Source organism: Lentzea aerocolonigenes (assembly GCF_000955955.1).
Taxonomy (GTDB): Bacteria; Actinomycetota; Actinomycetes; order Mycobacteriales; family Pseudonocardiaceae; genus Lentzea; species Lentzea aerocolonigenes_A.
The window spans coordinates 1-21159 of the sequence record NZ_JYJG01000373.1 but is presented as its reverse complement, the minus strand read 5'-3'; the positions used below and the strand labels follow the sequence as shown (position 1 = coordinate 21159).

The window sequence follows — 21159 nt, the reverse complement described above, 5'->3', positions numbered from 1 at the left end:
CCTTCATCGTTTGCTATTTGACGATCACGCTGTAGTTGCTGGCTCCGCCGTTGGGTCCCAGTTGCACCTCCCCCGCCGGGAAGCCCTTGACGTACAGGCGGAAGGTCTTCGGGGACCCTTCGTTGTTGACCAGCGACATCCCGCTGTCCAACCACAACGCGTCCATCCACGGACGCTTGCCGAGCCGCGTGTCGACCGCGACGTAGACCACCGCGTCGCGGTTGATCGTGAAGCGCGCCAACGGGTTCTGCGTCGCCGACTTCGAGTCGTTGGCGGTGCGGACCCACTGCGAGCCCGCGACCTCGGCCGGCACCGCGCTGAACGTGAAGTCGCGGTCGCCGTACTGCGCGACTCCGGTGCGCAGGTTGGACTGCAACGACCAGTCCCCCGCGTTCCCGGTGTCGGCCACGGACAACGCGCTCAGCACCAGCTCGTCCGGCGCGTCACCGACCGTCAGCCGAGCGGTCGCGGACTTCGTGATCGACCCCGCCTTGCCCGTCACGGTGATGTCGGACGTGCCGTGCGGAGTCTCCGGCAGCGTCGCGACGGTCATCGTGGCGGTGTCACCGGGGTTGACCGTGGACGGGTTGAACTGGACCACCGCGCCGGCTGGGATGTTCGAAGCGTCCAACGCGATCGGGCCGGGTGAGCCCGTGGCGGTCGTGCGGATCGCGTACGACGCGGTCTCACCGGGCTGGATCGTCCGCGCGGCGGGGTCGACGGCGAGACCGAAGTCGTTGCCGACACCGCACTTCTCGGTCGACGACGTGTTCTGGATCCGCGGTGAACCGGAGTTGCGCACGCAGAACCCGTTGGTGTTGCGGAAGAGGAAGTCCGTCGGGCTGTTCGTGCCGCGTTCCCAGCCGAACGTGTCGAACGAGATGTCCGTCGAGTTGTCGGTGATCACCGCGGGCCGGCCGTCGTTGTTGGTGAACGACACCCCGCTGCCGTTCAGGAACTTGATGCGGTCGGCGTAGCGGATGTACCAGCCGTACGCGGGCCGCGTGCCGATGCTGTTCGGGTTGTAGTTGGTGCGGTCGTTGCTCGGCGGGTTGGTCGACATCGTGCCGCTGCCGCCGGGCACGTTGATCTTCACGTTGGTGAAGGTCACGTCGGTGACGTGCCCGTCGACGTCACCCATGATCGTCGGACTGAACCCGCCAGAGGCACCGTTGAGCGTGATGTTGTCGTAGGTGATGTTCTTGACCGTGCCGACGCCGGGACTGTTCCCGCACCGTTTGCGCGCCCCGACCTTGATCATGATCGGCGACTTCACGTTGCTGACGGTGATGTCCTTGTAGTGCACGTCGGAGATGACCGCGCCGTCCATCGACACCAGTCCGAGCCCGGACTTGTTGGAGCCCTTGATGTCGATGCGCTGGAAGTCGTAGCCGGTGAAGTCACCGCACGTCTCAGAGCCGAACATCAGGGCGTTGCAGCAGCCCGCGCTGAGCTTCGAGTCGTAGACCTTCACGTTGCCGTTCGGCAGCTTCTGCCCGAGCGCGTAGTCGCTCTTGAACACCAGCGCGTCGTCGTTGCCCGCGAAGGTGCCGTTGGTGATCGTGACGTTGGTGGTGCTGATGATGTTCCAGCCGTCGCGGTCGCTCGCGGTGTCGACGTTCAGCCGGTCGGACACGACGTTCCTGCAGCCGTTGATCAGCATCGCGAAGTGCCCGCCGCGCCGCAGCTTGATGCCGCTCACGGTGAGGTTCTCGCAGCGCGTCAACGAGATGATCTTGTCGGCCTGGCCGCTGTCCGGGTTGCCGGTGATCAGCGCGCCGCCGCCGTCGATGGTGCCGGCGCCGACGAAACCGATGTTGGTCAGCCGGTCGCCCCAGATCATGGCGTTGTGGAAGTGGCTGTGCCCGTAGTCCTGGTACTTGTCGTTGGGGTTCGGCTCTGGCTTGTCGTAGCCGCTGCCGCTCGCGCCCATGATCGTGGCGCCCGCGTCGAGCTGCAGCGTCACGTTGCTCTTCATGTGGATCGAGTTGGGCGAGCGGTAGGTGCCGGACGGGAACCTCACCGTGCCGCCACCCGCGCCGTTCGCCGCCGTGATCGCCTTGTCGATGGCCGCCGTGTCGTTGGCGCTGCCGTTGCCGACCGCGCCGTAGTCCTTGACGTTGAACTCCGCCGCCTGTGCGGGTTCAGCGAGCACTGCGACACCTAACAGTGCGGCACTCACCGCCATGCCGAGTCTCCGGAACACCGATGTTCTCCCCTCGGATCGGGTTGAAACTAGGTGAAAACCTTTACAGCGGCGGCGAGTCCACACGCTACGCCGGTCGAACGCGGCCGAACAGCCTCCAGCGGCGGCGGCCTGACGCGAGCACTCCTCCGCCAGGCTTGCGAGCGGGTTCCTCGGGTGCGCGAACGAGTCGCCGAGCCTCGGCGTCGGACTCCAGTTCGGCCTGCCTCATCTTCGCGATAGCAAACGCTTGGTCGTGCGACAACATGGCCAATCCCCTCAGTTCGGTCCTACTCGGGCGAAACGGCGGTGTTCATGAAGAAGCGCACAGGTCGGGCACCTTCGGGGCGCAGCTCCGGGTTCTCCACGCGCTCGTCGAAGCGGTCGAACAACGCGCGCACCCCGACCTGGATCTCGCGCAGCTCCTCGCGCGTCAGGAACGTCGTTGAGCTGATGACGCCGTAGTGGTCGCGCCACTCGTCCGACAGGTGCTCGTGCTGACGCAGGGCGCCCCGCATGCGCTCGAACTCCTGCTCCAGGTACGCCATCTCGGCGGCTTCCGCAGCCAGCGCACCCTCTTCGTCGAGCCCTTCCGACGAGATCATCTGGTGCCGTTTGGCGATCCGCCACGGCTTCTGCCTGCCGGGACCCTCGACCTCGGCGACGAAGCCGTACTTGGCCAGCATGTTCAGGTGGTACGAGCAGCTGGCGACGCTTTCCCCGAGCTTCGCCGAGCATTCGGTGGCGGTGCTCGGCCCCTGCTCGGTGAGCAGGTTGATCAGCTTCCACCGGAACGGGTGCGAGAGCGCACGGAGCGTCTTGGGGTCAGTGATGGGAGCGTCCGTCATGCGACCACCGTACGCGTATCAATAAACCTTTAGCAAGGTTCCTTGATATATAAATCCTGATATAAAACCGGCCATGATCGGCCAAGCTGTGCGCATGACTCGGGGGCAGCTGTGGCTGTTGGGAGCGTTCGGAGTACTGGTCGCGGTCACGTGGATCAACCCGCCGTGGCCCGCTGAGCAGGCGTTGCACAGCTCGTTGACGGCGGTGGCACTGATCGCGCTGGTGCTGCTGCGCAAGCGCCTGGACACCGCGCAGTGGGCGTGGACGCTGCTCTTCCTGGCGCTGCACACGATCGCCGCGCGCTGGATCTACTCGTTCGTGCCGTACGACGACTGGACGAACGCACTGTTCGGCGTGCGGCTGTCGGAGCTGTTCTCGTGGGAGCGCAACAACTTCGACCGGCTCGTGCACTTCGCGTACGGCGTGTGCCTGACCGCGGTGCTGCGGCAGAAGCCGGTGCGCTCACTGGAGATCGTGCTCGCGACCAGCGCGGCCTACGAGCTGCTGGAGTGGGCGATCGCGATGACGCTCGCGCCCGAGGTCGCCGAGGCCTACAACGGCCAGCAGGGCGACATGTGGGACGCCCACGCGGACATGGCACTGGCCGCGCTGGGCGCCCTCATCACCAGTCTGGTGAGTTACGCGCGACGGCGGTCACCAGCGGCAACGACTCGATGACCGGCACCCGCAACAACTCGGCGGGCGCGTCCGGGTCGCGCACCGGCTCGATGAGCTCCCGCAACAACGCCCCGACGACGTCGTCCGCGGCCTGGTCGACCTCGTGGATGAGGTCGCGCAACTGGTCCGCGGCCTCGTTGAGCACCCGCGGCCGCTGCGGTTCCTCCAGCATCAACGCCGCCAGCCGCAGCACCCGCCGGCACGTGCGCAACCTCAAGCTGCGACTGGCCGACTCCCGCGCACCCGCGAGCCCCAGCCGTCCGCGCGTGCGCTCGATCCACGGCTCGACCGTCTCCCGCCGCCAGATCGGGCCGGACGCCAGCTCCGCGTCCGGCTCGGGAATGCCGTGCGAGCGCCGCTTGCGCCACACAGCCACCAGCTGCCGGCTGAGCCCCATGGCGTCAGCGATCTCCGCGATTCCGTAAAAGTCCCCCACGCCGCCAACTGTAACCAGAGATGGCATGGATTGTCATCAGAAATATCAAACGCGCTCGAGGACCGCCCTCGCGGCGTTGTGGCCGCCGATCCCGCTGACCCCGCCGCCGCGCCGGGAGCCAGCCCCGCAGACGAACACGTTGTCCACGTCCGTCTCGACGCCCCACCTGCCGACCTCGTCGTCGCTCTCCGCGAACGGCCAGTCGAGCTCGCCGTGGAAGATGTTGCCACCCGGCAGCCCGAGCTCCTCCTCCAGGTCCAGCGGCGTGCGGGCCTCGATGCACGGCTTGCCGTTCGCGTCGGTCGCGAGACAGTCCTGGATCGGCTCGACGAGGTGGGCGTTGAGCTGGTCGAGGTAGCGCCGCACCAGCTCGTCGCGCAGCTCGGAGTTGCGGCCCTCGAACAACGACGCGGGCAGGTGCAGGCCGAACAACGTCAACGTCTCGTGGCCGGCCAGTGACGGCCCGAGGATCGACGGGTCGGTCAGCGAGTGGCAGTACATCTCACCGGGCAGTACCGACGGCACCTGGCCCGCGGCGCTCTCCAGGTACGCGGTCTCCAGCTGGTCGTAGGACTCGTCGAGGTGGAACGTGCCGGCGAACGCGAGCCGCGCGTCGACCCCGGACTTGAGCTCCGGCAGCTTCCGGAGCAGCATGTTGATCTTCAGCTGGCAGCCGGGTGCGTCCTGGACTTCCTTGCCCTGCAACCGTCCCAGCACGGAAGGCGCCACATTGGACAGCACGAACCGAGCCTCAGCCGTCTCGCCACCGCACGCCACCGACGCGGTCTTGCCGTCCGACTCGACCGCGGTGACCTCGGCGCCGGTGATGATCTCCACGCCCGCCTCGCGCGCGACCCGTTCCAGCTCGGCGGTCACCGCGCCCATGCCGCCGACCGGCACCTTCCACTCCCCCGTGCCGTTGCCGACGATGTGGTAGAGGAAGCACTTGTTGGCGCGCAACGAATGCAGCGACGAGTGCGTGCCGATCAACGCGTCGGTGGCCACGACGCCGCGCACCAGGTTGTTGTCGAACAGCTCCTGCAGCGTCGCGCCGATCGGGCGTTCGAAGACCTGGTCCCACAACCGGCCGCGCGCCACCGCGTCGACGTGCACGCGCAGGTGGTCCCGTGACACCAGTGGTTCCAAAAGGGTGGGGGCCAGTGCGGCGGCCATCAGCTCCAGGTCGGCGTACCAGCGCTGCCACCGCTCCCAGTCGTCGAGCGACCCGCAGACGGCCTCGAACGACTTCAGGGTCGCGGCACCGGGTTCGCGTTCGACCAGCAGCCCCGACTTGCCGTTGGGGGTGTAGCTCGACGCCGAACGAGACCGCAGGGTCAGGTTCAGGCCCAGATCCTCGGCGATCTGGTCCGGTAAGAGGCTGACCAGGTAGGAGAAGCGGGACAGTCTCGCGTCGACACCCTCCCAGGGTGACGCGCTGACCGCCGCGCCGCCGACGTGCGGCAGCTTCTCCAGCACCTTGACCGACTTCCCCGCCCGCGCGAGGTACGCGGCCGCTACCAGCCCGTTGTGCCCGCCTCCCACGATCACGACGTCGTCCATGCGCCTCGATCCCCTCCGAACTGTTCGGGGTCCATCAAAGTTGCGATCGAGCATGTGTTCTACTGCCGGGTGGCCACTGTGGCACGAACCTACCGGGATCTCGGATGAGCGTGTTCATCAAGGCGTACAGGTTCGCTCTTGATCCGACGCCGACACAGGAAGCGGCACTGCGATCGCATTGCGGCGGGCAGCGCTACGCGTTCAACTGGGGCCTGGCACAGGTCAAGGTGAATCTCGACCAGCGTGCGGCAGAGAAGTCCTACGGCATCCCTGACGTTCAGGTCACGCCGGCAGTGTCGTGGTCTGCCTACAGCCTGAGGAAGGCTTGGAATCAAGCCAAGCACGAGGTCGCGCCGTGGTGGAGCGAGAACTCAAAGGAGGCCTACGCGTCGGGTCTGGCCAACCTCGCGACTGCATTGACGAACTGGCAGAGCTCCCGCACCAACTCGCGGCGCGGCCCGAAGGCTCGGTTTCCGAAGTTCAAGGGCAAGCGAGCCCGATCGTCGTGCCGGTTCACGACTGGCGCGTTCGGCCTGACTGATGATCGGCGACACGTGCGACTGCCCCGCATCGGTGAGGTCCGCGCGCACGAGTCCACCCGCAAGCTGGTCCGCCATCTGCAGCGCGGCACAGCTCGCATTCGGTCGGCCACCGTGTCCCACCAGTCCGGACGCTGGTTCTGCGCGTTCTCGGTGGAGATCACTCGCATCGACCAGGTGTCCAGGTTCCCGGACAGGGTGGTTGGTGTGGATCTCGGGGTCAAATCGCTCGCGGTGCTGTCCACGGGACAGGTCGTGCCCAATCCGAGGCACTTCGATGTGGCACGTCGAGACCTGCGCCGCCTGCAACGCCAAGCCGCGCGGCGTATCGGTCCAGACAAACGAACTGGCCAGGCCCCGTCGAACCGCTGGCGGCGCACCCAGGCTCGCATCGCGAGGCTCCACGGGCGGGTTTCGAACGCGCGCAGGGACGGATTGCACAAGCTCACAACTGACCTGGTCCGCAGGTTCGGTGTCATCGTGCTGGAAAACCTCAACGTGTCGGGCATGCTGCGCAACCGGCGCCTGGCGTCCCACATCTCTGGCGTCGGCATGAGCGAGCTTCGGCGACAGACCACCTACAAGACTGCTTGGAACGGCGTCCAACTGGTGGTCGCAAACCGCTGGTACCCGTCGTCGAAGACCTGCTCGGACTGTGGCGCGGTGAAAGCCAAACTGCCTCTACGCGTCCGGGTGTACAACTGCGACGAGTGCGGATTCGTGCTCGATCGCGATCTCAACGCCGCCCGCAACCTTGCCTCGCTCGTTGGTGAGGACATCGGAGGCACGTCCGCGGCGAGTTGCGCCGGGACGAAAACCAGCCCGCTGGAAACCCACGTCAGACCCACATCGTGTGGGCAGCGGGTAACGCCACGGGAAGACCCGCGCTGACGTGCGCGGGCCAACGCCGCCACCGCAAGGCGACGGCTGCCCGAAGGGAGTGAAGTCGCCTTCACCGATACTTCGGGTAACGGAAGATAGCGGTCCGAAGGAGATGTGCACATGGGCCGAGTGACGGTTCGCCGAGCGGTCGAACGCGTGTCGTCGAACGGTCGGCGGCGCCGGGTGGACGCCCTGGCCGCCGAGGAACCGCTGGAGCTGCGGGTCGGCGGGAAGCCGTTGGCCGTCACCATGCGCACCCCCGGCCAGGACGTCGAGCTCGCGCACGGTTTCCTGCTCAGCGAGGGTGTGATCGGGTCTGCGGAGGACATCTCGGTCGCCCGGTTCTGCGAGGGCACCGGGCCGGACGGGATGAACACCTACAACGTCCTGGACATCGCGCTGGCCGAGGGTGTGCCGCCGCCGGACACCGGGGTGGAGCGGAACTTCTACACCACCTCATCGTGTGGTGTGTGCGGCAAAGCGGCGCTCGATGCGGTGAAGCTCAAGACCCGCTACTCCCCTGCGCTCGATCCCGTGCGGGTCACTCCGGAGGCGCTGACGGGCTTCCCGGACGCGTTGCGGGAACGGCAGAAGGTCTTCGAGAGCACCGGCGGGCTGCACGCGGCCGGGCTGTTCGTGAACGGCGAGCTGCTGGTCGTGCGCGAGGACGTGGGGCGGCACAACGCCGTCGACAAGGTGCTGGGCTGGGCGGTGCTGCAGAACCTGGTGCCGCTGACCGGTGCGGTGCTGATGGTGTCCGGGCGGGCGTCGTTCGAACTGGTGCAGAAGGCCGCGATGGCCGGAATTCCGGTGCTGGCCGCGGTGTCCGCGCCGTCGTCGCTCGCCGTGGAGCTGGCGGAGGAGCAGGGCATGACGCTCGTCGGCTTCCTGCGCGGCGACTCGATGAACGTCTACACCGGTGGGGAGCGCGTGCTTGAGACCGCTTGACGGCGTCGTGGTGGTGAGCCTGGAGCAGGCCGTCGCCGTGCCGTACGCGACGCGGCTGCTGGCCGATCTCGGAGCCCGCGTGATCAAGATCGAACGGCCTGGCTCCGGTGATTTCGCGCGGCACTACGACTCGTCGTGCGGCCAGGTGTCGTCGTACTTCGCGTGGACGAACGTCGGCAAGGAGTCGGTGTCGCTCGACATCAACCACCCCGATGGCCGTGAGGTGCTGGAACGGCTCGTCGCACGCGCTGATGTGCTGCTGTGCAACCTGTCGCCGCGCGTGTGGTCACGCCTCGGCCTCGGCCTGCCCGGGAAGCTGATCGTCGGTGAGCTGTCCGGCTACGGCTGGGACGGGCCGTACGCGGACCGCAAGGCGTTCGACGCGCTGGTGCAGTCCGAGGCCGGATTGGTGTCGCTGACCGGCGAGGGTGACGTGATGGCCCGCGCCGGCATCTCCGTGGCGGACATCGCGGCGGGCGTCCAGCTGCACGCGGCGGTGCTGGCGGCGTTGCTGCAACGAGGGCGGACCGGCGAGGGCGTGCGGCTGCGGCTGTCGCTGTTCGAGGCGATGGCCGAGTGGATGCACCAGCCGATGCTCTACGCCGCCGGGACGGGTGCCGCGGCCCCGCGGTCGGGCGCGCACCACCCGAGCATCGCGCCGTACGGGCCGGTGACGTGCGCGGACGGCGCCGTGCACCTGGCCGTGCAGAACGACGGCCAGTGGCAGCGGCTGTGCGGGCTGATCGGGCTCGGCGCGCAGGAGAGGTTCGCCACAGTGGCCTCCCGTGTGGAGCACCGGGACGAGCTGCGGAAGCTCCTCGAACGGGCGTTTTGTGCCATGACCGCGGACGAGCTGCTGGCCGCGCTGGACGCCGTCGACGTGCCGGCCGCGCTGACCCGCCCGATCACCGACCTGCCCACCCACCCGCAGCTCTCCACGTGGGTTGACGTGCAAGTTCCTGGCGGGGTTGCCAGGATGCTGCCGCCTCCCGTGGCCGGTTTCGAGTGGTCACCGGGTGCGGTCCCGGACCTCGGCGCGCACAATGATCACGTGCTGCGCTGGCTGGGCTATTCAGATGAGGAACTGTCCTCCTTACGCGTTCGTTCCGTCCTCTGAGAAGGAAACGAGGACCGGTACCCACGCGATGAGGTGAGCATGGGGGAACCGAGGTACAGCCGCCGCACACTCTTCGCGGCGATAGGCGTGGTCATCGCGACAGCCACCGGCGTCGCGACGTACGTGTCGGCCTCCTCCCAGGTCCCAGAAGAGCAGATCGCCACCTCGGACCGCGTCAGCCGCACCACGGGCGCCAAGCCGGCTGTCCACTTCGAGCGGGTGTACTCGAACGCCCGCCACCGCTGGGTCACCCTCGCCTTCTACCTCCCGACCGGTACGCCCCCGCGCGGCCTGCCGATGTCGATCCTGCTGCACGGCCTGCACGGCGACGCCCGCCACGCGGCCGTCGGCGACCTGGCCGACGTCCTGGCCTCGGCCGTGAAGAAGGGCTCGGTCCCGGCGTTCGGCTTCGTCGCGGTCGACGGCGGCGACAACTACTGGCACGAGAACATCCCGGGCGACGACCCGATGGCCATGCTGCTCGACGAGCTCCCCCAGTGGCTGCGCGAACGCGGCTACGGCGAACCCTTCGCCATCACGGGCGCGTCGATGGGCGGCTTCGGCGCGCTCCTGTACGCCCGCCGCCGAGCCGAACGCGGCGACCCGGTCGCGGCCACCGCGGCCATCTCCCCCGGCCTGATCACGACCTGGCCGGAGATGGCCAAGCGCCGCGCGTTCAAGGACGAGGGCGAGTGGACGTCGCTGGACCCGTTGCGGCACCTCACCTCCACCGGCCCGACCGCGCTCGGCGTATGGATCGGTGACCGCGACAGGTTCATCGAGGGCACCCGCCGCTTCATCCGCGACGTGCGTCCTGAGGTCGGCACGGTGAAGGGCGGCGGGCACGACGACGGCTTCTACCGCAAGGTGACGCCAGACGTCGTGCAGTTCCTCGCCAAGTACGCCAAGCGGGCGGTCTAGACCCGCATCGCCGCGCGGCTCCAGTGCACCCAGCCGACGCGCCCGTGCTCGTCCCTGCCACCCAGCGGTAGCACGTTGCTCTTGTCCACAGCGATGAGCACGTCGTCGGTCAGGTGCACGTACTCGACCTCGTCCTCCGACATGAGGGTCGCCATGATCGGGTCACGTCCCTTCCTCCGCACCTTCACCTTGCCGCCGTCGGCCGGCGTGATGTGGATGTCGAGAGCCGAGCAGCGGTAGTTCCCCACGACCTCCGCGTGGTCCACCGGCTTCGGTTCGGCCGGCATCTCCGGGAACTTCCGCTTGCGCAGACCCGCCAGCTCGTCGAGCACGTGGTCGAGAACCGCGCTGAACAACGGCCATGCGTCGTCACCGCTGTTGGCCAGCACAGCCACCGCGACCCCTGCCGCCGGCACGACCCGCAGGATCGCCACGCAACCCATGGTCATGCCGGTGTGCCCGATCACCTCGCCGCCGTCGAAGTTCGACAGCTCCCAGCCGAGGCCCCACCACCACTCGCCGGTGCCGAAGTCCGGGTGGGTGGCCTGCCTCTCGCGCATCGCGTCGAACTCGGTGGTCTCCAGGTGCATGCGCACGAACTGAAGCAGCTCTCGAGCGGGCATCGCGAGCACCGAACCACCCGCCACCCACGACTCCGGCAGGTGCTGGGTGGTGGGCTCTCCCTTCAGGTGCCCGTGTGCCATCTCGTGCGAGGCGTACTCGGCACGTGCCGCGGCCACGTTCCTCAGCCCGAGCGGCTCGACCAGCCGTTCCCGCAGGACGTCCCGGAAAGGCTCGCCCCGCAACACTTCCACGATCCGGCCCAGCACCGCGTAGCCGGCGTTGCAGTACGAGTAGAGCTCGCCGGGAGCAGTGGCCTGGCCGGCGTCGGCGAGCAGCGCGACGTACTTCTCCAGCAGGTCCTCGCCCGAGCCGGTCTCGAACTTCAGGTCGCCTTCGAACCCTGCCGTGTGGCACAACAGCTGACGCGGCGTGATCACCTTCGCCGCGTCCTCGTCCGCAACCCTGAAGTCCGGCAACACATCCCGCACCGGCCGGTCGAGGTCCAGCAGGCCTTCGTTCACCAGCTGCATGACCAGGGTGGCCGTCCAGACCTTGGTGATCGACCCGATCTGGAACAGAGTGTCCGTGGTGACCGGCTCCTTCGTGACGGCGTTGCGCACACCTGCTGCGGCATCAACGATTTCGCCGTTGTGCAAGACCGCTACCTGCGCGCCGACGACGCCGTGTTCCTCGAGCAGCTCAGGCAGCCGCCGCTCGATCCACTCGCTGATCATGCTTCCCCCTTGGATGCCGCGCGGCCGAAATGAAGCCAGCGCACGTGCCCGTCACGTCTACAAAGGACGATCACCGCGTGCCGCCCGCCCGCAGGTTCCACGGAGATCATCGCGTCGTGACGCAGGCCCGTGTACTCGCGCTCCTCATCCACCATCAGCGCTTCGCCCACCCGGTTGCGGGGCTCGTACCGCACGCGGACGCGACCGGGCGAGCCCGGCGTCACGTGCAGGTTGACGTGGCCAGATCGGTACGTGCCAACGACTTCTTCGACGTCCACGGGCAGCGGCGTGGCCGGTGGTGTCGGGAAGGCGGGCAGCTTGACGCCGACCAGCTCGCCCAGCAGATGGTCGTAGATCGCCTCCACGAGCGGGATCGCCCGGCCGCCGTTGGTCAGGACGGTCACCGCCACGCCCGCCGACGGGATGGCGCGCAGGATTGCCTGGTAGCCCATCGTGAGGCCGGTGTGGCCGACGCCCTCGACGTCGTTGTCGTAGTGCAGCAGCATCCAGCCGAGCCCCTGGTGGCCGCCGAAACCGAAGTCCGGCAACGCGATCTGCGGCTCGCGCATGGCAGCGAAAGTCGTTGTCTCCAAATGCATGCGCACGAAGGTGAGGAGGTCGCGGGCGTTCATCGCCAGCACGCGGCCGGCCGGGGCGTCCCACTCGCGGAACGGTTCGACCACAGGCTTTCCGCGGAGGTGACCGGTGGCGACCTCTTGGTCCGGGTACTCGGCGAGGTGCGTGGCGACGTGGGCCAAGCGGAGGGGATCAACGAGGTGCTCGCGCAGTGCGGCGTGGAAAGGCTTGCCGCGCAACACTTCCACGATCCGGCCCAGCACGACGTAACCGGAGTTGCAGTACGAGTGGAGCTCGCCGGGCGGGCTGATCTGGACGGCCTCGGCCAGCTGGGCGACGTAGGTGTCGATCGTGTCCGGGTCGCCGCTGTCGATTTCGGCGAACTTGTCGCCCTCGAAACCCGCGGTGTGGGTCAGCAAATGGCGAGGCGTCACCACCTGAGCGGCCTGCTCGTCGGCGAGCTCGAACTCCGGCAGGACGTCGCGCACCGGGCGGTCCAGGTCGAGCAGGCCCTCGTGGACGAGCTGCATGACGAGCGTGGCCGTCCAGATCTTCGTGATCGACCCGATCTGGAACAGCGAGTCCGTCGTCACCGGGGCGCCGGTCTCGACGTTCAGCACGCCCGCGGCCACGTCGACGATCTCGCCGTCCGCGAGCACAGCCACTTGGGCGCCGACGACTCCGTGCTCCTCCAGCAACTCGGGGAGCCTGCGAGTGATCCACTCGGCCGGCGTCTCGACGCGTTCGGCGTTCTGGCCGAAGTACAGCCAGCGCCCGATCAGGCCGAGCACGGTGTGCGGCTCGTCGACGGCGATCAGGGCGTTGTCGTGCAGGGCGGTGAACTCGCGGACCGGCCGCTCCATCGACTTGGTGAGCTCCGTGCGGCCCTCGAAGCGGACCTGCACGCGGCCCTCGTCGGCCGGCGTCACGTGGATGTCGTACCCGGCGCAGCGGTAGACACCAGCGGCCCGCTCCAGGTCGACCGAGATCGGCACGGCCGGTGGGACGGGCCGGGGATGCGCGCGCACGCCGGAGAACTGCTCGCGAAGCGCGTCGAACACCGGCTGGGCGTCGCCTCCGTTGGTCAGCACCGCGATGGCGACACCGGTTTCCGGCACGACCCGCAGGAACGACGCGATGCCCTTGTTGCCGCCGTTGTGGCCGATCACCGTGCCGTCGACGCCGTCCACGATCATCCAGCCGAGGCCCCACGAGCAGTGGTCGCCCAGGTCGGGCAGCCGGAACTGCGGCTCGCGCATGACCGCGAGCCCTGGCGTGCCGAGATGCATGCGCACGAACGCGAGCAGGTCACGCGCACTCGTGGCCAGCGCCGAACCGGCCGGGTAGTCGGACACCGGGCCGTAGTCGTGCACGGGACCGTCCGGCAGGTGACCGTCGGCGACGTGCGGCCCCCGCACGATGTCCGTCTCGATGGTCAGGCCGAGCGGTGCGGCCAGCCGCTCCCGCAGGACTGTGTTGAACGGCTTGCCGCGCAACACCTCCACGATCCGGCCGAGCACCGAGAAGCCGCTGTTGCAGTACGACCAGAGCTCACCGGGCGGCGAGACCTGCGCAGCGCCGGCGAGCAGCTCCACGAACTTCTCGACGGCGTCGTCACCCGTGCCGGTGTCGAAGAAGAGATCGCCTTCGAAGCCCGCGGTGTGCGTCAGCAGCTGCCGAGGTGTCACCACCCGCGCGGCGCGCTCGTCGGCGAGCTCGAACCCGGGCAGGACGTCTCGCACGGGCCGGTCGAGGTCGAGCAGACCCTCGTTCACCAGCTCCTGGACGAGCGTGGCCGTCCAGATCTTGGTGATGGACGCGATCTGGAACAGCGACTCACCCGTCACCGGCGCGCGGGTCTCGCTGTTCAGGACGCCCGCGGCCGCGTCGAAGATCTCGCCGTCGACCAGGACCGCCGCCTGCGCGCCGACCACGCAGTGTTCCGCGATCAGTTCGGGCAGCCTGCGTCGCAACCATTCGGCTGTGCTGTTCACGTTCCCCCCAGGAAGTGAATCGTCTAGCGCGGTGAGAGCGGCACCGTCTTCGACCGCACCCACTTGAGCACCGCCGGCCACTCCCCGTAGCCCGCGTCGATGTTGATGTGTGCCGCGTCGGGCAGCACGTCGACCTCGATCCGCAACGTCTCCGCGAGCTGCTTGGCGGCCGGCATCGAGCAGTACGGATCACCGTCGCCCACGACCAGGCGCGTCTCCGTGGCGGCGCGGCGCAGGCCGGTGGGGTCGAGCGGGGCCGGGAAGAACGACTTGATGGCCGGCTCCGGGTAGTCCGGCGCGGGCGGGGCCACCAGCAGCACGCGGTCGACGTGCCCGATGCCCTCGCGGGCGGCGTGGTGCAGCCAGAGGTAGCACCCGAGCGAGTGCGCCACCACGACCCGTTCGCGGTCGGTGGGCGCGGCTTCGAGGTGGGTGTCGAGCTCGCGCAGCCAGGTGTCGCGGTCAGGCTGGTCCGGGTCGCTGAAGTGCGGCATGTCAGCCATGCCGCCGTGCTCGGACACCGTCTGGGCCAGCCAGCGCTGCCAGTGACCGGGACCGGAACCGGTGTAGCCGTGGATCAGGAGCACGTGAGGCAGCGACATGCCTCCACCTTAGAACGCCGAAAGGGCGCCGGTGCGGCCACCGACGCCCTTTCGGAACGATCAAAAACTACGCCGACTTCTCTCGCCTCTCCCGGCGCGAGGGCTGCCGGGCCACGATCGTCGGGTTCACGTTCTCCTTCACCGTCTGCTCGGTGATGACGACCTTGGCGACGTCCGTGCGGCTCGGGATGTCGTACATCACCGGGAGCAGGACCTCTTCCATGATCGCGCGCAGACCTCGGGCACCGGTGCCGCGCAGGATCGCCTGGTCGGCGACCGCTTCCAGCGCGGTTTTGGTGAACTCGAGCTCGACGCCGTCCATCTCGAAGAGCTTCTGGTACTGCTTGACCAGCGCGTTCTTCGGCTCGGTGAGGATCATCACCAGCGACGGCTTGTCGAGGTTGGTGACGGAGGCGACCATCGGCAGACGCCCGATGAACTCGGGGATCAGGCCGAACTTGATCAGGTCCTCCGGCATGGAGTCGGCGAAGAAGTCCGACGCCTCCACCTCGGCCTTGGAGCGAACCTCGGCGCCGAAGCCCAGGCCGCGCTTGCCGACCCGGTCCTGAATGATCTTCTCCAGGCCCGCGAAGGCGCCGGCCACGATGAACAGCACGTTCGTCGTGTCGATCTGGATGAACTCCTGGTGCGGGTGCTTGCGGCCGCCCTGCGGTGGCACCGATGCGGTGGTGCCTTCCAGGATCTTGAGCAACGCCTGCTGGACGCCCTCACCGGACACATCGCGCGTGATCGACGGGTTTTCACTCTTTCGAGCGATCTTGTCGACCTCGTCGATGTAGATGATGCCCGTCTCGGCGCGCTTCACGTCGTAGTCGGCGGCCTGGATGAGCTTCAGGAGGATGTTCTCGACGTCCTCACCGACGTACCCGGCCTCCGTCAGTGCCGTCGCGTCGGCGATGGCGAACGGCACGTTCAGCATTTTCGCGAGCGTCTGCGCGAGGTAGGTCTTGCCACAGCCCGTCGGGCCGAGCATCAAAATGTTCGACTTCGCCAGCTCAACGCCGTCATCACGACCCTCGCGCCCGCGGTCGCCCGCCTGGATGCGCTTGTAGTGGTTGTAGACGGCGACGGAGAGGGTGCGCTTGGCATCACTCTGGCCGATGACGTACTGGTCGAGGAACTCGTGGATCTCGGCGGGCTTCGGCAGCTCGTCGAGCTTCACGTCGCCGGCTTCGGCCAGCTCCTCCTCGATGATCTCGTTGCAGAGATCGATGCACTCATCGCAGATGTAGACGCCGGGGCCGGCGATGAGTTTCTTCACCTGCTTCTGGCTCTTTCCGCAGAAAGAGCACTTCAGCAAGTCGCCGCCGTCACCGATACGCGCCATGACCGCTGACCTATGTCCCCTCCGGCGCACACCTGCTGTAGTGCGCCTGCTGACTTGCTGTGGCAGTCCCACTGGCTGTGGGTGCTGAGCCCGTTCTCCTGACGGTACCTGGCCTACCCCGTTTCAGGGGAGGACCAGCGTCCCCCCGGCACGTCGATCAGGCCAGTTAACCGGTCACATCGGCGTGTCGGGTGGGTCGACAGTGCCCGGGCTCTGGGGTTTCCCACAGCCCGGGACACCGACTCAGGACTTGGCGGAAAGCTTGCGGTAGGGCAGCACGGAGTCGACGATGCCGTACTCCTTGGCCTCGTCGGCCGTGAGGATCCGGTCGCGCTCGATGCTCTCGCGGACCTCCTCTGCCGTCCGGTTCGTGTGCCGCGCGAGGGTGGTCTCCATCAGGCGGCGCACGCGCTGGATCTCGTTCGACTGGATCTCCAGGTCGGACACCTGACCGTACGCACCCTCCATGGAGGGCTGGTGGATCAGGATTCGCGCGTTCGGCAGCGCGTGGCGCTTGCCGGGCGTACCGGCGGCCAGCAGCACCGCGGCGGCCGAGGCGGCCTGGCCGAGGCAGTACGTCTGGATGTCCGGGCGCACGAACTGCATCGTGTCGTAGATGGCCATCAGCGAGGTGAACGAGCCACCCGGCGAGTTGATGTACATCAGGATGTCGCGGTCCGGGTCCTCGGACTCGAGCACGAGCAGCTGCGCCATGACGTCGTTGGCCGAGGCGTCGTCAACCTGCACGCCGAGGAAGATGATGCGCTCCTCGAACAGCTTGTTGTACGGGTTCGACTCCTTCATGCCGTAGCTGGTGCGCTCGACGAACGAGGGCAGCACGTAGCGCGACTGAGGCGTGTGGAACTGGCTCACTTCGAGATCTCCTCAGCTTCCTAGTTGCCCGAGCGCACGGACTGGGGGCGGGTGACGACCTTGTCGACAAAGCCGTACTCGAGCGCCTCCTGCGCCGTGAACCAGCGGTCGCGGTCGGAGTCACGGGTGATGGTCTCCACCGACTGGCCGGTGTGCTCGGCGATGAGCTCCGCCATCTCGCGCTTGGTGCGCGTCAGCATGTCCGCCTGGATCGCGATGTCCGCGGCCGTACCGCCGACACCGGCCGACGGCTGGTGCATGAGGATGCGGGCGTGCGGCAGCGCGTGGCGCTTGCCGGGAGCACCCGCGGAGAGCAGGAACTGCCCCATCGACGCCGCGAGGCCCATGGCGTACGTGGCCACGTCCGGCTCGATGAGCTGCATCGTGTCGAAGATGGCCATGCCCGCCGTGACGGAGCCACCCGGCGAGTTGATGTAGAGGGTGATGTCCTTCTCGGGGTCCTCAGCGGCGAGAAGCAGCAGCTGAGCGGTGATCTGGTTGGCGATGCCCTCTTCGACCTGTGATCCCAGGACGATGATCCGCTCGCGGAGCAGCCGCTCGTACACCGAGTCGTTGAGGTTCATCCCGGCGGTGGCCGACCGCATCTCGGGGGTCGGGAAGGAGTGCTGCGTCACGTCTGCCTGCCTAACTCCAGGTGGAACGAATCTGGAATGCCAAAACCTTCTGCAACCGACCTTAACGAAGGCGGGCGGCGTCAGATGCCCGACACCGCCCGCGTTCGCTGACAGCGTTACTGCTGAGTGCTGTCCTCATCGGACTTGGTCTCGCCGAAGAGCTCGTCGAGGTCCAGCTTGGTGCCAGAGGTGTCGGACACCGAAGCCTGGCGCACGACGCTCGCGAGAGCCTTGCCGCGGCGCACGTCGGCGAAGATCGCGCCGAGCTGACCGGACTGCTGCGCGCGCTTGACGTACTCGTCCGGGCTGATGCCGAAGCGCTGGGCCTGGTAGATGATCCGCTCGGTCAGCTCGCCGTCGGACACCGTGACCTGCTCGGCGTCCGCGATCGAGTCGAGCACCAGCTGCGTCTTGACGGCCTGCTCGGCGGCCTTGCGCAGCTCGGCGTCGAACTCCTCCTCGGTCTGACCCTGCTCGGTCAGCCACTCGGCGAACTTCGCCTCGTCGTGGTCGAACGCGTGCACGGCGTCGTGCTTGCGCGCGTCGATCTCGCCCTGGACGATGCCCTCGGGCAGCGGGACCTCGGTGGTCTCCAGCAGCGCCTCGAGGACCTTGTCGCGCGCCTGCACGCCCTGCTGCATCTTCTTGACGCGGCCCAGGCGGGTCTGCAGGTCGGCCTTGAGCTCGTCGAGCGTGTCGAACTCGCTGGCGAGCTGCGCGAACTCGTCGTCGAGCTCCGGGAGCTGACGCTCCTTGACGCTGTTCAGCACCACGGTGACCTCGGCCTCACGGCCCTGGTGGTCGCCGGCGACGAGCGTCGTGTTGAACGTCTTGGTCTCGCCCTCGGAGGCGCCGACCAGGGCGTCGTCGATGCCCTCGACGAGCTGGCCGGAGCCGATCTCGTAGGACAGGCCGCTGGTGCGCGCCTCCTCGACCTCTTCGCCGTCGACCGTCGCGGACAGGTCGACGATGACGAAGTCACCGGTCTCGGCGGGGCGGGTGACGCCGGTCAGCGTGCCGAAGCGGGCGCGGAGCTCGTCGAGCTGCGTCGCCACGTCCTCGTCCGTGACCTCCTGCTCGTCGACCGAGATCTCCAGCTCGCCGAACGCGGGCACGGTGATCTCGGGACGAACGTCGACCTCGGCGGTGAACTCGAGCGTCTCGCCGTCTTCGATCTTGGTGACCTCGAAGTCGGGACGGCCGAGCGTGCGCACCTCACCCGCGTTGACCGCTTCCAGGTACTTGGCCGGGATGGCCTCCTGGATGACCTCGTCCAGCACCGGAGCGCGGCCGATGCGGCTCTCCAGCACCTTGGCGGGGGCCTTGCCCGGACGGAAACCGGGGATGCGGACCTGCTTCGCGAGCTTCCGGTACGCCTGGTCGAAGTTCGACTTGAGCTCGTCGAACGGCACCTCGACGTTGATCCGGACCCTCGTCGGGCTCAGGTGCTCGACGGTGCTCTTCAACGTGGACTCCTCGTAACGAACAAGAACGTGCAGACAGCCGGTACCGCCTTAGGTGGCGCCCGGATTCCCAGCGAGTCTAGGCGAGACCCGCTCTGTGACCGCCGCCGCCCCGGACCAGACCTCTCCCGGCACAGTTGACCGGAATTGTCGGACCCTCTCGCTAGCGTCGGATCCGGCGGCCGTCGGAGCCGCCACCTGGGGTTCGAAGTGATCACTTGGGGGACTCGATGCCACCTGCCGTCGGCAGACTCGCCACCGTCAGACTCGCCACCGCCACAGCTGCCTGCGCGGCGTTGATCGGCGCGACCGCCGGGCCCGCCCAGGCCGACCCGCTCGCCCTGGAGGCGACCGCCGCCCTCTACTCGTTCCAGGTGGGCGACCGCACCGAGTCACTCGTGGTCGAAAGCGGTCGCCCCGGCGACCACAACGAGTTCCGGCAGTCCGAGCACGCGAGCGGCCGCACCACCGCCCATCCCGGCTGGGACATCCGGCTGTCCGACGACGCGACCGCGCCCGCCTGGGACTACGCGATCGGGATCGCGGGCTCGAACCACGACGGCGACGGCGTCAGCGGGAGCAGCTCGTGGGGAACCCTGTCGCTGGTGGACGAGGACCCGTCCGGACTGCCGTTCGCCGTGATCCAGGCAGAGGGCGGCGTCACCTGCGACAGCAAGACCGGTGAAATCTGGTCGGGCAACCCGAACCCGACCCGGTTCCAGGTGCGGCGCGGAGGCCAGCTCGTCGACGTGACGCCGAACTCGGGCCCGTTGACGCTGGACGACGTGACGCCAGGCGACCGCACCGGCGGCAGCCCGGCCCGCACCACCGTCTCGATCGTCACCGTGTCCGACGTGGACCAGCTGACCGGCCACCAACCGTTCGCGAAGTACGCCGACCGGGCCCGCACGGCGGCCAGGGGCCACGCGCTGGTGATCAGGCAACAGCCCGACCCGGCCCAGCCCCCGACGACCTACCGCCTCCTCACGAACACCACCGCAGCCTCCTGCTAGCCCGCCCGCAGAGCGCCGCCGCCCACCCCCGGACGGCGGCGTTTTTTGTTCGCGTGGCGAAAGGCTTCACGGAAAAGAGTCGCGCAACTACCGCCCGTCAAACGCCCCATCTCAATTTCACTCTTTCGGCCGCAACACCGATTCCAGACCGATCAAGATGACTCCGTTAGCACTAATCTCCGGCGCGCGACCGACAGGTAGCGTTACGACGCTCGCACCATGCGTAACAGGACCACGGGAACGAACGAGAAAAAGTCGTCGCACCGTTTTAATCCGAGGATCCGCCTGATGGAGACACGCCAGCTTCTCGCGTTCACAACCGTGGTTCAGACAGGGAGCTTCACCAAGGCCGCTGCCACGCTCAACTGCTCGCAGCCGACCATCACGACCCGCATCAAGGCACTCGAGGAGGCCTTGGGAGTCGTCCTTTTCCGACGCCTCCCACGAGGTATCCAGATGACGTCCGCGGGCGTAGAACTGCTCCCGTTCGCGCGAAACATCATCAACCTCACCGAAAAGGCCCGAAAAGCCATAACGATGAACGGCGAGCCGCACGGCAAACTCGTCATCGGCTCCGCACAGAGTTTGACCGACTACCGTCTGCTACCGCTCATCGAATACATGTGCTGGCGCTACCCGTCCGTCCAACTCTCGCTGCACTCCCGAAACACCCTGAACAACCTGAACTCCGTACGCGACGGCGCCCTCGACTGCGCCTTCTTCATCGGCGCCATCGAACCCCGCGAAGGCCTCGAAACCACAGTCCTCTGCCCCGAACCTCTCGTCATGGTCGCGGGCCCGAGCCACATGCTCACCCAACGCCAGTCCCTGACCGAGGACGACCTCACCAGCAGCACCCTCATCAGAGCCGAGAACGGCGCCTCCTACCACGAACTCTTCGAACACTCCCTCGGCTACGACGACACCCGCGCCCCCGTCCTGGAACTGGACTCGGTGGACGCCGCCAAACGAGCCGTCGCCTCAGGCCTCGGCATCGCCCTGATGCCCGAAGTCACCGTCGCCTCCGAACTCGCCGACGGCAGGTTGGTCCGCTTGCCCTGGTCCCCGACGTTCCGCGTCTACACGCAGTTCGGCTGGCGCCAGGACAACTCGACGAACCCGGCAGTGACAGCCCTGGTATCAGCCGCAGCCCAAGTGGTGAGCGACCAAGTCGCCTCCCTGACCTGACACGCGATGCCCCGCCCCGCCAACGGCACCCAAGCGATGCCGAAGGCGAGCAGT

General features: G+C 67.8%; 18 protein-coding genes. 7 read left to right on the top strand and 11 right to left on the bottom strand.

Annotated features, from left to right (window positions below):
• Positions 1 to 13: 13 nt before the first annotated feature.
• Positions 14 to 2206: a glycosyl hydrolase family 28 protein gene (locus UK23_RS39020; protein ID WP_231114877.1), complete on the bottom strand. Its 2193-nt coding sequence runs from the start codon at positions 2204 to 2206 to the stop codon at positions 14 to 16.
• Between the two features lie 269 nt (positions 2207 to 2475).
• Positions 2476 to 3033 carry an ArsR/SmtB family transcription factor gene (locus tag UK23_RS39015; RefSeq protein ID WP_045316814.1) on the bottom strand — a complete coding sequence of 186 codons (558 nt, stop codon included), beginning with the start codon at positions 3031 to 3033 and terminating at the stop codon, positions 2476 to 2478.
• Between the two features lie 94 nt (positions 3034 to 3127).
• Between UK23_RS39015 and UK23_RS39010 the strand changes: the two genes are divergently transcribed.
• Positions 3128 to 3712: a DUF2238 domain-containing protein gene (locus UK23_RS39010; protein WP_045316820.1), complete on the top strand. Its 585-nt coding sequence runs from the start codon at positions 3128 to 3130 to the stop codon at positions 3710 to 3712.
• Here the strand turns inward: UK23_RS39010 and UK23_RS49345 are convergent.
• Positions 3657 to 4148 carry a hypothetical protein gene (locus UK23_RS49345; protein ID WP_052685436.1) on the bottom strand — a complete coding sequence of 164 codons (492 nt, stop codon included), beginning with the start codon at positions 4146 to 4148 and terminating at the stop codon, positions 3657 to 3659. The genes UK23_RS39010 and UK23_RS49345 overlap by 56 nt on opposite strands.
• 45 nt (positions 4149 to 4193) lie before the next feature.
• Positions 4194 to 5708: a phytoene desaturase family protein gene (locus tag UK23_RS39000; protein ID WP_045316813.1), complete on the bottom strand. Its 1515-nt coding sequence runs from the start codon at positions 5706 to 5708 to the stop codon at positions 4194 to 4196.
• 104 nt (positions 5709 to 5812) lie between these two features.
• On the opposite strand from UK23_RS39000, the gene tnpB reads away from it, so the two are divergent.
• The 4 genes from tnpB (at position 5813) to UK23_RS38980 (ending at position 10115) form a co-directional block, all read left to right on the top strand.
• On the top strand, positions 5813 to 7138 hold the full coding sequence (tnpB, locus tag UK23_RS38995) for an IS607 family element RNA-guided endonuclease TnpB (RefSeq protein WP_196778081.1): 1326 nt from the start codon (positions 5813 to 5815) through the stop codon (positions 7136 to 7138).
• Positions 7139 to 7249: 111 nt separating this feature from the next.
• Positions 7250 to 8077: a formate dehydrogenase accessory sulfurtransferase FdhD gene (fdhD, locus tag UK23_RS38990; RefSeq protein WP_045316812.1), complete on the top strand. Its 828-nt coding sequence runs from the start codon at positions 7250 to 7252 to the stop codon at positions 8075 to 8077.
• On the top strand, positions 8064 to 9194 hold the full coding sequence (locus tag UK23_RS38985; RefSeq protein WP_045316817.1) for a CaiB/BaiF CoA transferase family protein: 1131 nt from the start codon (positions 8064 to 8066) through the stop codon (positions 9192 to 9194). Before fdhD ends, UK23_RS38985 begins: the two co-directional genes overlap by 14 nt.
• 39 nt (positions 9195 to 9233) lie before the next feature.
• Positions 9234 to 10115, top strand: a complete 882-nt coding sequence (locus UK23_RS38980; protein WP_045316811.1) for an alpha/beta hydrolase — start codon at positions 9234 to 9236, stop codon at positions 10113 to 10115.
• On the opposite strand, the gene UK23_RS38975 is transcribed toward UK23_RS38980, so the two are convergent.
• The 7 genes from UK23_RS38975 to tig form a co-directional block, all read right to left on the bottom strand.
• Complete coding sequence (locus UK23_RS38975) at positions 10112 to 11413, bottom strand: serine hydrolase domain-containing protein (RefSeq protein ID WP_045316810.1); 1302 nt, start codon at positions 11411 to 11413, stop codon at positions 10112 to 10114. The genes UK23_RS38980 and UK23_RS38975 overlap by 4 nt on opposite strands.
• A complete protein-coding gene (locus tag UK23_RS54250; protein ID WP_052685435.1) occupies positions 11410 to 13983 on the bottom strand; it encodes a serine hydrolase domain-containing protein in 2574 nt (857 codons plus the stop codon). The genes UK23_RS38975 and UK23_RS54250 overlap by 4 nt, the downstream gene beginning before the upstream one ends.
• A gap of 23 nt (positions 13984 to 14006) precedes the next feature.
• On the bottom strand, positions 14007 to 14585 hold the full coding sequence (locus UK23_RS38965) for an RBBP9/YdeN family alpha/beta hydrolase (RefSeq protein ID WP_045316809.1): 579 nt from the start codon (positions 14583 to 14585) through the stop codon (positions 14007 to 14009).
• Between the two features lie 67 nt (positions 14586 to 14652).
• On the bottom strand, positions 14653 to 15933 hold the full coding sequence (clpX, locus tag UK23_RS38960; protein ID WP_045316808.1) for an ATP-dependent Clp protease ATP-binding subunit ClpX: 1281 nt from the start codon (positions 15931 to 15933) through the stop codon (positions 14653 to 14655).
• 243 nt (positions 15934 to 16176) lie between these two features.
• Positions 16177 to 16806, bottom strand: coding sequence for an ATP-dependent Clp protease proteolytic subunit (locus UK23_RS38955; protein WP_045316807.1), 630 nt, complete (start codon positions 16804 to 16806; stop codon positions 16177 to 16179).
• A 20-nt stretch (positions 16807 to 16826) separates the two neighbouring features.
• On the bottom strand, positions 16827 to 17411 hold the full coding sequence (locus UK23_RS38950; protein WP_045316815.1) for an ATP-dependent Clp protease proteolytic subunit: 585 nt from the start codon (positions 17409 to 17411) through the stop codon (positions 16827 to 16829).
• Between the two features lie 146 nt (positions 17412 to 17557).
• On the bottom strand, positions 17558 to 18907 hold the full coding sequence (tig, locus tag UK23_RS38945) for a trigger factor (protein ID WP_045316806.1): 1350 nt from the start codon (positions 18905 to 18907) through the stop codon (positions 17558 to 17560).
• A gap of 227 nt (positions 18908 to 19134) precedes the next feature.
• On the opposite strand from tig, the gene UK23_RS38940 reads away from it, so the two are divergent.
• Entirely contained in the window at positions 19135 to 19917 is a 783-nt protein-coding gene (locus UK23_RS38940; protein ID WP_045316805.1) for a hypothetical protein, read from the top strand.
• Positions 19918 to 20136: 219 nt separating this feature from the next.
• Positions 20137 to 21105 carry a LysR family transcriptional regulator gene (locus tag UK23_RS38935; RefSeq protein ID WP_231114876.1) on the top strand — a complete coding sequence of 323 codons (969 nt, stop codon included), beginning with the start codon at positions 20137 to 20139 and terminating at the stop codon, positions 21103 to 21105.
• Positions 21106 to 21159 lie beyond the last annotated feature (54 nt).

Excerpts from the sequence above, each read along its gene's own strand:
- UK23_RS39015 (WP_045316814.1), bottom strand. The coding sequence starts at position 3,033 with ATGACGGACGCTCCCATCACTGACCCCAAGACGCTCCGTGCGCTCTCG.
- UK23_RS39010 (WP_045316820.1), top strand. The coding sequence starts at position 3,128 with ATGACTCGGGGGCAGCTGTGGCTGTTGGGAGCGTTCGGAGTACTGGTC.
- UK23_RS39000 (WP_045316813.1), bottom strand. The coding sequence starts at position 5,708 with ATGGACGACGTCGTGATCGTGGGAGGCGGGCACAACGGGCTGGTAGCG.
- tnpB (WP_196778081.1), top strand. The coding sequence starts at position 5,813 with ATGAGCGTGTTCATCAAGGCGTACAGGTTCGCTCTTGATCCGACGCCG.
- fdhD (WP_045316812.1), top strand. The coding sequence starts at position 7,250 with ATGGGCCGAGTGACGGTTCGCCGAGCGGTCGAACGCGTGTCGTCGAAC.
- UK23_RS38980 (WP_045316811.1), top strand. The coding sequence starts at position 9,234 with ATGGGGGAACCGAGGTACAGCCGCCGCACACTCTTCGCGGCGATAGGC.
- UK23_RS38975 (WP_045316810.1), bottom strand. The coding sequence starts at position 11,413 with ATGATCAGCGAGTGGATCGAGCGGCGGCTGCCTGAGCTGCTCGAGGAA.
- UK23_RS38965 (WP_045316809.1), bottom strand. The coding sequence starts at position 14,585 with ATGTCGCTGCCTCACGTGCTCCTGATCCACGGCTACACCGGTTCCGGT.
- clpX (WP_045316808.1), bottom strand. The coding sequence starts at position 15,933 with ATGGCGCGTATCGGTGACGGCGGCGACTTGCTGAAGTGCTCTTTCTGC.
- UK23_RS38950 (WP_045316815.1), bottom strand. The coding sequence starts at position 17,411 with ATGCGGTCGGCCACCGCCGGGATGAACCTCAACGACTCGGTGTACGAG.
- UK23_RS38940 (WP_045316805.1), top strand. The coding sequence starts at position 19,135 with ATGCCACCTGCCGTCGGCAGACTCGCCACCGTCAGACTCGCCACCGCC.
- UK23_RS38935 (WP_231114876.1), top strand. The coding sequence starts at position 20,137 with ATGCGTAACAGGACCACGGGAACGAACGAGAAAAAGTCGTCGCACCGT.